Consider the following 15632-nt stretch of genomic DNA (forward strand, 5'->3'; position numbering starts at 1 on the left):
AGACAATCAATACGCCCTAACATGTATGGTTGAAAATGGGTCACTCTGCACGAGTTCGACCAATAACTCTTTAACCAGTTCCATCAAGGCTAGAAAACTGACCACTACACCACTACGCCCCTCGTTAGCCTCAAACAGAGCTTCAAATGGCAAGTATTCCTCGCCATCTAGCTTGGCTAAAATCTGTATCATGCGTTCTCGCGTCGACAAGGCTTCACGCCTAACGTGATGATGCTCTGTCGCCTCGATTCGTTTCATGACAGCACCGAATGCCAAGGCTATCTCAGTCAAAGACACTTGAGGCGGCACAAGCACAGGCTTAATGTCCGGTGCTGGTGTTACCTTCACCTGAAACACGTCTCTGTCGAGTCTAGGCAAGTTATCCAGTTGCTGCTGCGCCTCTTTAATCACCTCATAGGCTTTAAGTTGACGTATCAAGCGAGCACGAGGATCTTCCTCTTCTTCATCTTCATTCACATGTCTTGGCAATAACAAGCGAGACTTAATTTCGGCCAAGGTCGCCGCCATGACTAAATAATCGGCTGCAAGCTCGACTCGAGCACCTTGTAGTAGCTCAATATACTCAAGATATTGCTTAGTCACAGGCCATATTGGCAGCTCTACAACATCGAGTTTCTGCTTACGGATCAGATATAAGAGTAAATCTAGCGGGCCTTCAAACGACTCAAGAAACACTTCGAGTGCTTCTGGCGGAATAAAAAGATCGGCTGGAAACTGTTTTAACGGCTCGCCTCTGACTATGGCCAAGGGCAAACTTTTTTGAGTCCCTTGCATCACGATCCTCAGCTTAAACTACTAAAATACTTAATTATATTCTGTTTTCAGCCAGCCTAAACCGCATAAAACAAAAGCTTAGGCAGCCCATCGAACACCTTAAAATAAAGGCGATAAGCAAACCAGCGCGCGATTATACCCTGTTCACCATGAGTTGCACAGATAATTAGCCGAGATGGCTTGCAGATATGACGAGAGTGAAACGCCCATATTGGGCGTCAGCAGAGGGAATTAACTCATTGAGCTAGATGAAGGGGGTGATATCTCCGGCGCCTTCGCGTATCACTTCTATATCGCCATCTGACATGTCGATCACCGTCGTCGGCTTCTCGCCTAGGTAGCCACCATGTATGATCACATCGACCTGATGTTCCAGAATATCGCGAATATGCTCAGGGTCTGATTCGGTAAATTCTTCCCCTGGAAGAATCAAACTTGTCGACATCAAAGGCGCATCTAAGGCTTCAAGCAGAGCTAACGCGATGACATTATCCGGCACACGTATGCCTATGGTCTTCTTCTTAGGATTCTGCAGACGCTTAGGCACCTCTTTACTGGCCTTAAAAATAAAGGTGTAAGGTCCTGGCGTATGGTGCTTGAGTACTCGATATGCCTGATTATCGACCTTGGCATAGGCCGATAACTCCGACTGATCGCGGCACATAAGAGAGAAGTTATGATCGTTATCGATCTGACGAATTCGCGCCATACGGCTCATGGCATCTTTTTCTCCCAGCAAACATCCAAGGGCATAGCCAGAATCTGTCGGATAAACGATGACTCCGCCATTCTTGAGGGCATTGACCGCCTGGTTAATCAAACGCGGCTGGGGATTTTCTTCATGTACGTAAAAAAACTGACTCATATACTCTATATTCCAATACTTCTAATCTGTGGGGATTCAGCCCGGCTAGGTTCTAGAAAACACATTCTCGAAAAAAGTTGCTCGAATAACCAGTGCCAGAGGTAGCTATGCTTGAGAGGCGATGTTGTCGCTATTCCAACAGTCCATCTGCCACACCCAATTAACACCTTTAGGCTGAAACATGCTCTTGCCAAGCTCAATAAAACTGCCTGGGAAATGAAAGTCACTGCCTAGGGATGCGGCTAACTCATTTTGCAGGCTTAAGGCGATTAAATTATTACGATCATCTATTGTCTGACGACTGCCAACCACTTCCATGGCATCTCCACCAGCCTCTTTAAACTCCCGCACCAAACGTTTCACCCACTTGGCCGACAATTTATAGCCACTGGGATGAGCCAAGATGGCGACACCTCCAGCCTGGTGTATCTTCTCGATCGCCGTGGCCATATCCGACCAATTATTAGGTACATAGCCCGTTTTACCCCGTGCAAGGTATTTTTTAAATACATTTGCCATACTGGTAGCATAACCATTATTCGCTAGCCAACGGGCATAATGCCCTCGACTCAATGCGGCGCCACCAGCTAAGGCTTTCGCCCCTTCATAAGCCCCTTCAATTCCAGCCTTAGCTAACCTGATGCCAATCTCTTTGGCTCTGACTTCACGCAGCTCTCTTTGGTTGACTAGAAAAGCTTCGAATGCTTCATCTTGAAGGCTCACATTCAGCCCCACAATATGAATATCGTGGTTATGCCAGCGGGTCGAGATTTCTACGCCATTGACTAAGGTTAAGGGGGACTCATGACCTTGATTATAGGCGTGAGCTTCGGCTAATCCTGCGGTGGTATCGTGGTCGGTGATAGCAAACATCTGCACACCATTTCCAATGGCTCTTTCAATCAGTTCGGAGGGGGTGAGTTGACCATCTGAAGCGCTTGTATGGCTATGGAGATCGATTAATAATATTTCATCTGTCATGGACTTATTCTACTTGAGTTTGTAAGCAAAAGGGGAATAAACATAAATAAGCGTTAAATAGCCTAAAAAAGCCTTGTTAACGTCTTTATTTCTCCCATAAAAATGCAGCTTTTACCTCTTCTGCTCAGAAGATATAAAATATATAAAGATTCAATTGACATCATTAGCCTGCAAATGCTTTTATATAGTCACTGAATGCAAAGAAAGCATTTAACTTTTACATGTTCTCACTTTTTAAACGGAACCAATTTCCAGATGAAGACACTTTCTCAAGCACAAAACATCAATTGGTGGTGGCACTTCCCAACTTAGCGGGTGGTGTGAAATTCTGTGCTCATGTAAAAGAGACTAGATTCAACAAGAAGCCCGCACAAGATGCGGGCTTTTTTGTACCCCAATTTTGCATAAAGTAAAAATAACCAACTAGAAATAAGCTTATATTTAAGCGCTTAAATGAAAGAATTGAATAGAGAAGAGAGACAACAGATGAAACTAGCTCAAGTCACCACGAGTAAGGAGCGGATCGCCTACCCGGAAGATCCTTTAAGTTTATATCAGCATCTCACCCAAGATGCGCCTCACACCATGTTGCTCGAATCTGCAGAAATTGAGAGCAAGGATAACATCAAGAGCCTAATCCTCACCGATGCGGCACTCATGATACGTTGTGAAGGTTATCAACTGACCTTTACCGCCCTAACCGACAATGGTCAATCTCTGCTATTGCCAATTCAAACCTTCTTTCATGGTGCGAGTTCCAACTTAGAAAACAACATACTTAAGCTGATATTAGAAAAACAAACTGCCCAGCTAGATGAAGATGCCAGACTCAAATCAACGTCCCCTTTAGATGGTCTGCGCGCCTTAGTGCAAGAGATTGACTGTGGCACTAGTCCGGCATTTGAAGACCTCTTCTTAGGTGGCGTACTGGCTTACGATCTTATCGATACCGTCGAGCCACTGCCTCAAGTGCCCCAGGGCGCTAACACTTGCCCAGATTATCTGTTTTACCTGGCTGAAACCCTGATCAGCGTCGACCGTCAGCAAGAAACGGCCAATATCGTCACCCATAACTTTATATCTGAGCCTGCGCTTAAGGCTGAATATGCCAGCAAGCTCGCCAAACGCGTCGATTCCGTCAAGGCGCAAATTGAACAGCTTGTGGCCGCTGCCAAGCTCATCCCTGTGACCGCCCAAGTCACGGTGGATATATCAGATGAAACCTTTAAAGACACGGTCAATTCGCTTAAGTCTCATATTGTCGCCGGTGATATTTTTCAGGTGGTGCCATCACGCAGTTTCAGCTTACCCTGCCCCAACACACTCGGTGCTTACCGCGCCCTGCGCCTGACTAACCCTAGCCCTTATATGTTTTATTTCAGGGGCGATGATTTCACTCTGTTTGGCGCATCACCTGAGAGCGCAGTCAAATACGAGACCCATAGCAACCAGGTGGAGATTTACCCCATTGCCGGCACCCGTCAGCGTGGTAAGACAGCCGACGGCCAGATAGATGCGGATCTCGATAGTCGTATTGAGCTAGAACTTAGACTCGATAAGAAAGAGTTATCTGAACACTTGATGTTAGTTGACTTGGCCCGCAATGATGTTGCACGTATCAGCCAAAGTGGCACCCGTAAAATCCCTGAATTATTGAAAGTAGACAGATATTCCCATGTGATGCATTTAGTCAGTCGCGTCACGGGTCAATTACGTACCGATCTCGACGCCCTACACGCCTATCAGGCATGCATGAACATGGGCACATTAACCGGCGCACCTAAAGTGAGTGCATCGCAACTTATCCGCCGTGTAGAGAAGAGTAGACGCGGCAGCTACGGCGGCGCGGCAGGTTACCTCAACGGACTGGGCGACATGGATACCTGTATCGTTATCCGCTCAGCCTTTGTTAAAGAGGGTATCGCCCATATTCAAGCTGGGGCTGGCGTAGTATTTGATTCAGATCCACAGGCCGAAGCCGACGAAACCCGTCAAAAGGCACAGGCCGTGATAAGTGCAATAAAAATTGGAGGCGGACTATGAAACTTTACCTTTTAGACAATTTCGATTCGTTCACCTACAACCTGGTAGACCAGTTTAGAAGCTTAGGCTTCGAGGTCGTTATCTATCGTAACGATCTCAGCGCTGACTTTATCGCTGACAAGCTGTTAAACGAAACAGGCAAGGCAGCTCTGGTGCTCTCACCCGGTCCCGGCGCTCCCCATGAGGCAGGCTGCCTGATGGCGCTTATCGGTAAACTTGCCGGCAAGGTGCCTATGTTGGGCATTTGTCTCGGCCATCAAGCCATGATTGAGCACTACGGCGGAAAAGTAGAGCGCGCTCCTCAGGTTGTTCACGGTAAGGCAAGTCCAACCTTCCACGAAGCCATCGGTATTTTTGCTGGCCTGCCCTCGCCGCTTCCTGTAGCCCGTTATCACAGTTTAGTGGCGACCCGAGTTCCCGATTGCCTCGAGATAATAGCCACAACCGAAGAGATGCCTATGGCTATCAGCCATAAGAGTCATAAAGCGGTGGGATTTCAATTCCACCCGGAATCGATTTTAACCACACTGGGAAGCCAACTGCTGACACAAACCCTGAACTACTTAACTGATGAAGGTACCAGTGCCTCAACAAAAACAGGAGATGCACAATGAGCCAACTTCAACCTCTGTTAGATAAGCTCTATGCCGGCCAGAGTGCGACCCGCGCCGAAGCAAAATCTTTGGTTGGCGCCATTATTCAAGGTGAGATGAGTGAAGTCGCCATGGCTGGCATGCTTATCGCCATGAAGATGCGCGGTGAGACTATCGAAGAGATCTCCGGCGCTGCTGATGCACTGCGCGCCGCGGCGAAACCATTTCCATCCCCCAGTGATGCGACACGAGCTCAAGGCATAGTCGATATAGTAGGTACTGGCGGCGATGGCCACAACACCATCAATATTTCAACTACCGCAGCTTTCGTCGCCGCGGCTGCGGGCGCAAAGGTTGCCAAACATGGTAACCGTAGTGTCTCAAGCAAATCGGGCTCATCGGATCTATTGGCCCAATTTGGTATCGACTTAACCATGGCACCGGAAACGGCGCGAGACTGCCTAGATGAACTTGGCCTTTGCTTCCTGTTTGCCCCCCACTATCATGGTGGCGTGCGTCACGCTGTCCCTGTACGTCAAGCATTGAAGACCCGCACCCTGTTTAATGTACTCGGTCCACTGATCAATCCATCTCATCCGGATTTTATCCTGCTCGGCGTGTACAGCAGTGAATTGGTTAAACCTATCGCCGAAGTATTGAAGGCATTAGGCATGAAACGCGCCATGGTGGTTCATGGTAGTGGTTTAGACGAAGTAGCCATCCACGGTGACACCTTGGTCTGTGAATTGGTTAATGGTGAGATAAAGCAATATCAGATCACCCCAGATGACTTAGGCATAACCACAGCCCAGCTCAAAGATCTCGAAGGTGGCACCCCGGAGCAAAATGCCAAATTCACCCGCGCTATCTTACAAGGGCAAGGTCAAACCGCACACAGTCACGCAGTGGCCGCCAACGCGGGTTGTGCGCTTTACATCTCAGGAGTGTGTGACTCAATCAAAGCTGGTACAGGCTTAGCACTCGAAACACTTGCCAGTGGTAAGGCCTACAGCTTACTCGAACAGCTTGCCGGCGCCAGTACTGCAGCCAAGTCAAATGAAAAACAGGATTAGGAGCAAGAGCGTGAGCAGTTCAATAGCAGATATTAAAACAAACGGTAAAGAAAACAGCCATGGCCAACAGCAAGTGACTAAGACCTCTAATGTGTTGGCTAAGATAGTCGCCACTAAACCTGCGCATATAGCAGCATTAAAGCTACGCTTTCCCGAAGCTAGCCTAGAGCCTAAGATCTCTGACCGCAGCCTTTATGCAGCGCTCAGAGCCCCAAATGCCGGTTTTATCTTCGAGTGCAAGAAAGCCAGCCCATCCAAAGGCCTTATCCGCACCGATTTTGATGTCGAAGCCATTGCCGATGTCTACAATGACTACGCCGCAGGGATCTCGGTGCTCACAGATGAGCAGTTTTTTCAGGGCAACATGGATTACATTCCTAAAGTCCGAGCCCGGGTTAAACAGCCTATCCTCTGTAAAGACTTCTTCGTCGACAGCTATCAAGTTAAGCTCGCCGCCCACCAAGGCGCAGATGCCATTCTTTTGATGCTGTCAGTGCTCGATGATACCAGATACTCAGCCCTAGCCTTTGAGGCTAATAAGTACCAGCTCGACATACTCACAGAAGTAAGCAATGAAGCCGAGCTCGTGCGCGCCATTGCACTGGATGCCAACATCATAGGCATCAATAACCGTAACCTGCGAGACTTGACCACAGACTTGGCCACGACTGAGGAGCTAGCGCCACGTATCCCTGCGGATCGCGTGGTGATCAGCGAATCGGGCATTTACAATCAAGCTCAGGTTCACCGTCTGAGTCCATTGGTCCATGGTTTCTTGGTTGGCAGCTCATTGATGGCAGAAGATGATTTAGACCTGGCTTGTCGTACATTGACCCTTGGTCATAACAAGGTCTGCGGCCTGACATCCGTTGAAGATGCCAACGCCGTCGCCAATGCCGGCGCCATTTATGGCGGACTCATTTTCGCCGAGAAGTCACCTCGCTATATCACGCCAAAGCAGGCTAAATCTCTGCTAGAAACTCATCGTTCCTCGGGCAAGCAGCTCAAGTTTGTCGGTGTGTTTGTTAACGAATCAGTAAAGGTTATCGCCGAACTCGCGTCATCACTGGATCTTTTTGCGGTTCAGCTCCACGGCAATGAATCTGAATATGATATCGCCCAAGTGCGTGGCGCCTTAGAAGCTGCGGGCTGTAAGGCTAAAATTTGGAAAGCCGTGGCGGTTAATGTCGATGAAGATGACACCGAATTAGCGGTGCCAACTAACGCAGATCGCATCTTGTTCGACAGTAAGAGCCACAAAGCAAGTGGCGCACAATTTGGTGGTACTGGCCTTAGCTTCGATTGGCAACAATCCCTGCCAAATAAGCAAGACGCCATGCTCGCCGGTGGCTTAGATGCCGACAATGCCAGTGATGCAAGTAAACAAGGATTTTACGGTCTGGATTTCAACTCCGGCCTAGAGAGCGCACCTGGGCGGAAAGATCATCACAAGATCGCCGCCGCATTTAGCGCACTCAGACAGTACTAACAGACAGTATTAAATGTATTGAAATTTAAGCTTCAGATTAAACTTTAAAATTATGCTCGGCGTCGAGTACGCAGAAATTGAGAATGAGGTTTAGGAGCGTACGCTCTCTTTGTTTATGGGAACTAATGCCATAAATGAGCACACGCGACAACAAGATCATACTCAATCAAGTACTCGTTGCTGAACAGCACATTAGGAATAACATTATGACCAAACTCGACCCCTACTTCGGCGAATATGGCGGTATGTACGTACCGCAGATATTAGTGCCTGCACTGAAACAGCTAGAAACCGCGTTTATTGAAGCTCAAGAAGATGAGGCCTTTCAAGCCGAATTCAGCGACCTGTTGAAAAACTATGCCGGTCGTCCGACGGCGCTGACCTTGACCCGTAACTTGAGTCCGAACCCACTGGTAAAAATCTACCTCAAGCGTGAAGACTTGCTTCACGGAGGTGCTCACAAGACCAACCAGGTCTTAGGCCAGGCCCTGCTTGCCAAGCGCATGGGTAAGAAAGAGATCATCGCCGAAACTGGCGCGGGTCAACACGGTGTAGCAACCGCTCTCGCCTGTGCCCTGTTAGGCCTTAAGTGCAAGGTCTACATGGGCGCTAAAGACATAGAACGTCAGTCTCCTAACGTGTTTAGAATGAAGCTAATGGGCGCGGAAGTGATTCCGGTCACCTCTGGTTCATCGACCCTTAAAGATGCCTGTAACGAAGCCATGCGCGACTGGTCTGGTAGCTATGAAAAAGCTCACTATCTGCTGGGTACTGCCGCAGGCCCACATCCCTTCCCCACTATAGTGCGTGAATTTCAGCGCATGATAGGCGAAGAGACTAAGAAGCAGCTGTTTGAACGTGAAGGTTGTCTGCCCGACGCAGTTATCGCCTGTGTCGGTGGTGGCTCGAACGCCATCGGCATGTTTGCCGACTTCATCGATGAGGAAAGCGTACAACTTATCGGTGTTGAGCCTGCTGGCCTAGGTATCGATACTCCTATGCATGGTGCGCCCCTTAAACACGGCAAGACAGGTATCTTCTTCGGCATGAAAGCGCCACTGATGCAGGACAGCGAAGGTCAGATCCAGGAGTCTTACTCTATATCGGCAGGACTCGACTTCCCATCTGTGGGTCCTCAGCATGCACATCTTGCGGCTACTGGCCGTGCAACTTACGAGTCGGCAACCGATGATGAGGCACTGGACGCCTTCCAGCTACTGGCTCGTTGTGAAGGAATTATTCCTGCACTTGAGTCATCACACGCCATCGCTTATGCACTCAAGTTTGCCGAAAAAGCCACCAAGGAAACCATCTTAGTGGTAAATCTATCGGGCCGCGGTGATAAAGATATCTTCACCGTTGCGGATATTCTGGAAAAGCGCGAGAAAGCGCAACTAACAGCAGATAAGGAGAGCGGCGATGACCGAATCTAAACAAGCAGGCCGTTACCAGGCAGCATTTGCCGCACTAAAAGAAAAAAATCAGGGCGCGTTTGTGCCATTCGTGACTTTAGGCGATCCAAGCCCACAACTGTCACTTAAGATCATCGACTGTTTAGTCGAAAATGGCGCCGATGCCCTAGAGCTAGGTTTTCCCTTCTCTGATCCACTGGCCGATGGCCCTGTCATTCAAGCAGCCAACCTAAGATCACTGGCCGCGGGCACTACGCCGACTCAGTGTTTCGAGATGCTCACCGAAATTCGAGCTAAATATCCGCAGCTGCCCATCGGCCTCTTGCTGTATGCAAACCTTGTGTACGCCAACGGTATCGATACTTTTTACGCCAAGGCCCAGGCCGCCGGTGTGGATTCGGTGCTTATTGCCGATGTACCGGTAGAGGAAGCCGACCCCTTTATCGCATCAGCCAAGGCTCATGGTGTTGCGCCTATCTTTATCGCACCGCCAAATGCCGATCGTGACACCCTAAAAATGGTGAGCGAGAAAGGCGAAGGCTACACTTATTTGCTTTCACGCGCCGGTGTCACAGGCACAGAATCTAAGGCGGGTATGCCAATCGGTGAAATTTTATCTCGCCTCAAAGAGTTTAACGGCGCGCCGCCATTACTCGGGTTCGGTATTGCAAAGCCTGCACAAGTTAAAGCCGCCATAGAAGCAGGCGCTGCCGGTATCATCTCTGGCTCGGCAGTGGTGAAGATCATTGCCGCTAATAAAGATGATGAAACTGCATTGCTAGCTAAGCTGGGCGAGTTTACCCGCAACATGAAGGCCGCTACCTAAGCTATTAATGCCTAGTTAGGTACATTGATAAGCCAATAAATACCAAAACGCCAACTCAGTGAGTTGGCGTTTTTATATTCATAATGCCAGCAAGTCGTCGCTAAGTTTATGTCTCTTTCTTAACAGCTTTGAGCTTTGCTTTATGATCTAGTTCACTTGCCGGCATCTCTTTAGCGTCATTTTTCAGGTAGTGGTCCATCCAACGCATCAGACGTAAATGATAGTCATATTGAGCTGCAGCCTTGCGGTTACCATGGCCTTCCCCCGGGTAGTACACCAGACGAACCGTTTTGCCCTGCACTTTCATGTAGCGGTATAGCTCCATTGACTGAGCTGGATGCACCCTAGGGTCGTCCTTACCATGCATAATAAGCAGTGGTGTTTCAGACTGGCCAGCCCAGTAAATAGGGCTGCGTTCCAGGTACCACTGCCACTTATCCCAAGGATAAGAGCGGGCGTGAACCTGATGCATCTCGTTTGAGATATCGGTAGTACCAAACTTAGATAACTGGTTACTGACGCCGACAAACATGACGCTGGCGGCGAAGTGCTTAGTCAACTTAGTCGCGGCCCAAGCCGAGGCATAACCACCGTATGATCCCCCTGTGATACCCACTTTCTTGCTATCGACTAAGCCCATATCCACAAGGCGGTCTTTAAACTCGACCAAGTCATCAAACTCTTTACCAGCATAGTCGTTTTGACCCAGCTTAGAGTAATCAACGCCCTTACCTGTGCTGCCACGATAATTAGGATAAAACACCACGTAGCCTTGAGTCGCACCCAACTGACCTGGGCGAGAGTAATTGGTTAGCCAACCGTTTTTATCATGGCTCTCGGGACCGCCGTGAACCGACATGATAAGCGGGTAACGTTGCCCCTTGTTATAGTCGAGCGGGTAAATCAGTACACCGGCTATCTCGACGCCATCTTTGGCCTTGAAAGAGATGGACTCCTGCTTAGCCAGACGCTTGTTGTCGAGCCAGGTATTGGAGTTACTTAAGCGGGTCGCTTTATGCTTACTGCCTCTAAGCATATAGACTTCGTTGGGATGCTGAGCCGTATGGGCCCTTAGCGCAATCGTCTTGTCAGAATCTGAGATACTCAGCTGGGATGCGATAAACTTACCCGCTTTAACCACCACCTTGTAATCATGGCTACCAGGCTTTAGCAAACCGACCACAGAGTCTGTATCGATATTAGTGATAAAATAGAGCTCATTTGTATCACTTTTCCACTCAAAATCACTCACATGACCTAAGTGATTGGGTAGCCATTCGCTGATCTTACCGGTTTTAGTTTCCGCCAGAAACAAGCGGCCAGCCGCAGGGTCGTGCATGTCTTCTGCACCCAGAATGGCAACATATTTACCATCATGGGAAAACGCTGCATCACCTAATTTACCTTGTGTCATAAAGGAAGTAACCACTTGCTGCTTAGCCAGGTTAACGATATGCCACTTTGACTTCATGTACTGATCGTCGATTAACGCTGTTGGCTGAGTTTTGACTAACAGCTGCTGGCCATTAGTCGACCACTGCACATCCGAAACATAATCTTCTATGTGCCAGGCCGCTGGCGTGAGTGGCTTATCCCTAACCGCTAGATCAATCACGTATAGCTGCTGGTTCACTAGGTTCTCTTCGTAAACCTCGGCCATAAATCCCAGTTTTTCAAGTTTTTTGACACTTTTATCTTTAGCAGGTTGGGCAATTATGGCGATCTGTTTACCGTTATTACTTAGGGAGTAATCAGCAAGATCAGTCTCTTTAAACTCTAAGGTCTTTTGCGCCTGACCACCGTTAAAGGGGATCTGGTAAAGCGCAGTAAACTTGTCTTCGCCCATCTTGGCAAGGAAATAGATCAAGCTGCCATCGGCGGACCACTGAATATTGTTAATGGTCACCTTACCTGTGATGTAGGGACGCTCAACGCCCTTGTCATCCACAAGATAAAGCTCAGCCCAGTTCAAGCCATTATCTTCCTTGTATAGCTCACGGGGAACGTAACGGGTAAAAGCAACATTATCGCCCGACGGGCTAACTTGTGCCTGAGCGACTTGCTGTAGGCCAATCACCTCTTCGGCAGTTAAGGTATCACTTGCATGTGCAGCAACACTCAACAGGCCTATAGATAAGGCCACCGCCTGCTTAACAAGATTCAACTGTCTCTTCATATCTGGTATAGACTCCAATCTGTTAATTATCTTGTTCTTGCCGCCTCGCCCCGAAACACAGCAGCTCCAAAGGCAACAAAATCAACACCAACAACACTAATAGTTAACGTTATAATCTTTCACTATTAATTGAGCCTGAAAAACGAGAGACTTATTAGAGAATAATACAGTTTGCAGTAGCATTTCAGCTAGATGCAATGAGTCATGACAAGATGTTAACAATGGAAAAAATAATAGATAAGCTTGAGCAATATCAACAGAGGAGTGGCTTTGAACATACAAAGTACGCTACAAGAGAAGACAGCAGTGGCGACACCTTCTACCTCACAGGATGGCTTGGGCAAGTTCGTATAACAAAAGATATCACCGACAAATATCCTGTATTTAAGTATGGTTCGAAAGTTAGCTTATTTCGGCATTATGTTGGGTTATGGCATCCAGTAAAAACAAACATCATCTCTTATGTTTTCATTTTTGATTGGCAGCTTTATCGCCTATTTTGCTGTAATAATATTAAGAGAGATAAAATAACTGACCTCAAACGATTTTTGTTTGAGTAGTTCAGACTCAAGCCTCTTGGCTGTTATCTGATGATTAAATCTATACTTTATCCTACTTGCTTAATTCGCAACCGCCTCTTATGCTGTAAACTCATTCAAAGGCATTGATTGCACTTATGTTTAATGCGTTTTATCGACTCAATGACAATCCATTTTCACCAGAGCTTATGCTCAGTAGCCCCTATCTCAGTAAGAGTCACACAGAGGCACTAGCACATCTTAGCTATGGGGTGAGAGAGACTGGTGGTTTTATACTACTCACCGGCGATGAAGGCAGCGGAAAAACCACATTATTAACGTCTTTAATCGCGCACCTACCTGAAAATACTGATGTTGCCGTGATGCATAACCCAGCCTTTAGTGAAGTTGAGCTATTGGCCGATTTATGCACTGCACTAGCCATTGAATTTCATCAAGCCAATTTAAAACACTTAATCGATTGTTTGAGTGATTTTTTACAGGCTAACCATGACAAGGGACACAATACTGTTTTAGTGATCGATAATGCCCAGCATCTGAGTAATAACTTGCTGGAGCAACTGAGGCTATTAACCAACTTAGAAACCGATACCCAGAAACTGCTGCAAATAATATTAGTTGGCCGACCCGAGCTAAAGCAGCACATAAACCAACAAGCCCTGAGACAAGTCGCTCAAAGAATCACGGTCAGATACCACCTAGGGCCGCTCACCAAGCAGGAAACTTCTGAGTACATAGCGCACAGGCTAAGACTCTGCGGCTTACATGAACCCTTATTTCAGCAATCTGCAGTCAAGATTATCGCTAAATACAGTGCAGGGAATCCAAAGCTGATTAATCGCCTTTCTGAGCGAGCCTTGATGACAGCTTATGGGCAATCCCAGAACAGCATAGATGCCAGAATAACTCAGATTGCCATAGCCGATGTCTTGGGTATCGAGCCAACTAGGTCAGTGAAAATCCCCCTAGTTGCTATCATCACTTCCCTGATGCTTATAGGCATAATAAGTTATCAAGTATTGAAAGCGCCGGACACTCAATTAGCTCCCGAATCATTAGCCGCTCAAGCCTCAGTCCCTAGACTTACAGCAACAGCAAAAGCAAAAGCAACAGCATTCGCTCATACTACTAAGGCTACAACATCCACCCAGGTCCTTGAAGGGATACGCCCACAGTACCAAGCAAAGCCGATATATAGCGCAACAAGGGCCCAAACCCCATTAGTAAATTTACCAGAGGAGCCAAATAACGACGGCCATTCTGAATTGATTGAAGATGTTGAACCAATAGAATCAACTGATTTAACCCAAGCAGTGACTCCTGCCCTCATCTATATCACGGCTAAATTCGTAGAGAATCCGGACATAAATTCAGTCTCATCTATCGACCCAAAAACGAATGTGCAGCAGCAAAATTGGTATGTGGTGCAGGTATACGCAGGTTATCTGCCACCAGGAAATCCCCAAGAATATAGCTGCGAATACCATGAACTCATAACCCGTCAACATGGCGATACCTTCTACATCACCTCGCTTAACTTGAATCTTGCAGATGCAAGAGAGATTAAGCAAAAACTCAAGACTCGCTGCCAACTCGATTCTTGGGTAAAGCCCTTGCCAAAGAGCTGGCGCCCTTTACTGACAGCGACTCGCTAATATCTCTTTTTTAACATCAGATTAGCTATGTTCAGGACAGAGGCTTGTTAGCCACTGCCATTCTTGGGACAGATGAGAACCGATTCGAGATATTAGAGTCAGCGTTGATGAAGTAAAAATTAATGACATCATCCTTGTTTCGCATACATCAGCTAGGCTTCATTCCAGCTCTGCCAAGCCACTAATGCTTCTTGTTTAACCCGTCGCTCGTGTTACACTCAGGCTCACTTTTTTGAACCGCTATTTTGATAATATTCCTATGAAACAACTGTTAGATTTTCTTCCCTTAGTCATCTTCTTCGCCGTCTATAAATTCTTCGATATCTATGCGGCCAGTGGTGCCTTGATTGCAGCAACCGCCCTGCAATTAATCGTTACCTACGCGCTCTACAAGAAAATAGAGAAGATGCATCTGGTCACCTTCGTGATGGTCACCTTCTTCGGTACTCTCACCTTAGTGTTTCATGATGACACCTTCATCAAGTGGAAAGTAACTGTAGTTTATGCACTATTTGCTATCGCTCTCGCAGTCAGCCAGTTCATCAACAAGCCAATCCTGAAGAACATGCTGGGCAAAGAATTAGTCGTCGAAGACAGAATTTGGGCCCATGTCACCTGGTATTGGGTCATCTTCTTCATCGCCTGTAGTCTGGTCAATATTTATGTAGCCTTCAGTTTGCCTCAGGAAACCTGGGTCAATTTCAAAGTATTCGGCTTAACCGCACTCACCTTACTTAATACGGTAGTGACTGTAGTTTACCTGTTTAAGAACATGCCTGAAGAGCATAAGAAAGAGTTCACTAAGAAGTAATCTGGCTAGGATAATGAGTCTCTGGACATCAGTCATGGACGCTTAGCTAACCTAATAAAAGGAACTAAAATCATGTGGTATATGATCTCATCACAAGATGTAGAAAACAGTTTAGAGAAACGCCTTGCCGCTCGCCCAGAGCATCTGGCACGCCTACAACAATTGGCCGATGAAGGTCGTCTGCTGGTTGCTGGTCCTCACCCTGCTATCGACAACGAAAACCCGGGAGAAGCTGGCTTTACCGGCTCACTGGTAGTTGCCGATTTCCCATCGTTAGAAGACGCTCAAGCCTGGGCCGATGTGGATCCTTATATTGCCGCTGGCGTATATGACAAGGTGATCGTTAAGCCATTTAAGCGCGTACTGCCGTAATT

General features: G+C 47.5%; 14 protein-coding genes and 1 other annotated feature. Of the genes, 10 read left to right on the plus strand and 4 right to left on the minus strand.

The window, feature by feature from the left end; genetic code table 11:
• Positions 1-6 precede the first annotated feature (6 nt).
• From SVI_RS13210 to rnm, 3 genes are all read right to left on the minus strand, one after another.
• Positions 7-795 carry a segregation and condensation protein A gene (locus SVI_RS13210; RefSeq protein WP_041419941.1) on the minus strand — a complete coding sequence of 263 codons (789 nt, stop codon included), beginning with the start codon at positions 793-795 and terminating at the stop codon, positions 7-9.
• A 244-nt stretch (positions 796-1039) separates the two neighbouring features.
• Complete coding sequence (locus tag SVI_RS13215; protein ID WP_013052070.1) at positions 1040-1660, minus strand: L-threonylcarbamoyladenylate synthase; 621 nt, start codon at positions 1658-1660, stop codon at positions 1040-1042.
• 105 nt (positions 1661-1765) lie between these two features.
• Positions 1766-2641, minus strand: a complete 876-nt coding sequence (gene rnm / locus SVI_RS13220) for an RNase RNM (RefSeq protein WP_013052071.1) — start codon at positions 2639-2641, stop codon at positions 1766-1768.
• A gap of 282 nt (positions 2642-2923) precedes the next feature.
• Positions 2924-3032 (plus strand) — a sequence feature (Trp leader region).
• 95 nt (positions 3033-3127) lie between these two features.
• On the opposite strand from rnm, the gene SVI_RS13230 reads away from it, so the two are divergent.
• From SVI_RS13230 to trpA, 6 genes are all read left to right on the plus strand, one after another.
• Complete coding sequence (locus SVI_RS13230; protein WP_041420359.1) at positions 3128-4684, plus strand: anthranilate synthase component 1; 1557 nt, start codon at positions 3128-3130, stop codon at positions 4682-4684.
• Positions 4681-5298, plus strand: coding sequence for an aminodeoxychorismate/anthranilate synthase component II (locus SVI_RS13235; protein ID WP_013052074.1), 618 nt, complete (start codon positions 4681-4683; stop codon positions 5296-5298). The genes SVI_RS13230 and SVI_RS13235 overlap by 4 nt, the downstream gene beginning before the upstream one ends.
• Positions 5295-6350 (plus strand): anthranilate phosphoribosyltransferase, encoded by a 1056-nt coding sequence (gene trpD / locus SVI_RS13240; protein ID WP_013052075.1) that lies wholly within the window; start codon positions 5295-5297, stop codon positions 6348-6350. The genes SVI_RS13235 and trpD overlap by 4 nt, the downstream gene beginning before the upstream one ends.
• Before the next feature lie 10 nt (positions 6351-6360).
• Positions 6361-7839 carry a bifunctional indole-3-glycerol-phosphate synthase TrpC/phosphoribosylanthranilate isomerase TrpF gene (gene trpCF, locus SVI_RS13245; RefSeq protein ID WP_231847723.1) on the plus strand — a complete coding sequence of 493 codons (1479 nt, stop codon included), beginning with the start codon at positions 6361-6363 and terminating at the stop codon, positions 7837-7839.
• A 206-nt stretch (positions 7840-8045) separates the two neighbouring features.
• A complete protein-coding gene (gene trpB / locus SVI_RS13250; RefSeq protein WP_013052077.1) occupies positions 8046-9272 on the plus strand; it encodes a tryptophan synthase subunit beta in 1227 nt (408 codons plus the stop codon).
• Positions 9259-10077 (plus strand): tryptophan synthase subunit alpha, encoded by an 819-nt coding sequence (gene trpA, locus SVI_RS13255; RefSeq protein WP_013052078.1) that lies wholly within the window; start codon positions 9259-9261, stop codon positions 10075-10077. Before trpB ends, trpA begins: the two co-directional genes overlap by 14 nt.
• 106 nt (positions 10078-10183) lie before the next feature.
• Here the strand turns inward: trpA and SVI_RS13260 are convergent, their stop codons facing one another.
• Entirely contained in the window at positions 10184-12253 is a 2070-nt protein-coding gene (locus tag SVI_RS13260; RefSeq protein WP_041419942.1) for an alpha/beta hydrolase family protein, read from the minus strand.
• Positions 12254-12474: 221 nt separating this feature from the next.
• On the opposite strand from SVI_RS13260, the gene SVI_RS13265 reads away from it, so the two are divergent.
• From SVI_RS13265 to SVI_RS13280, 4 genes are all read left to right on the plus strand, one after another.
• On the plus strand, positions 12475-12813 hold the full coding sequence (locus SVI_RS13265) for a hypothetical protein (RefSeq protein WP_157608704.1): 339 nt from the start codon (positions 12475-12477) through the stop codon (positions 12811-12813).
• Positions 12814-12929: 116 nt separating this feature from the next.
• Positions 12930-14447: an ExeA family protein gene (locus SVI_RS20755; RefSeq protein ID WP_013052081.1), complete on the plus strand. Its 1518-nt coding sequence runs from the start codon at positions 12930-12932 to the stop codon at positions 14445-14447.
• A 259-nt stretch (positions 14448-14706) separates the two neighbouring features.
• A complete protein-coding gene (locus SVI_RS13275) occupies positions 14707-15258 on the plus strand; it encodes a septation protein A (protein WP_013052082.1) in 552 nt (183 codons plus the stop codon).
• A gap of 72 nt (positions 15259-15330) precedes the next feature.
• Positions 15331-15630: a YciI family protein gene (locus tag SVI_RS13280; RefSeq protein WP_013052083.1), complete on the plus strand. Its 300-nt coding sequence runs from the start codon at positions 15331-15333 to the stop codon at positions 15628-15630.
• Positions 15631-15632 lie beyond the last annotated feature (2 nt).

It is taken from the genome of Shewanella violacea DSS12, from assembly GCF_000091325.1.
GTDB lineage: Bacteria > Pseudomonadota > Gammaproteobacteria > Enterobacterales > Shewanellaceae > Shewanella > Shewanella violacea.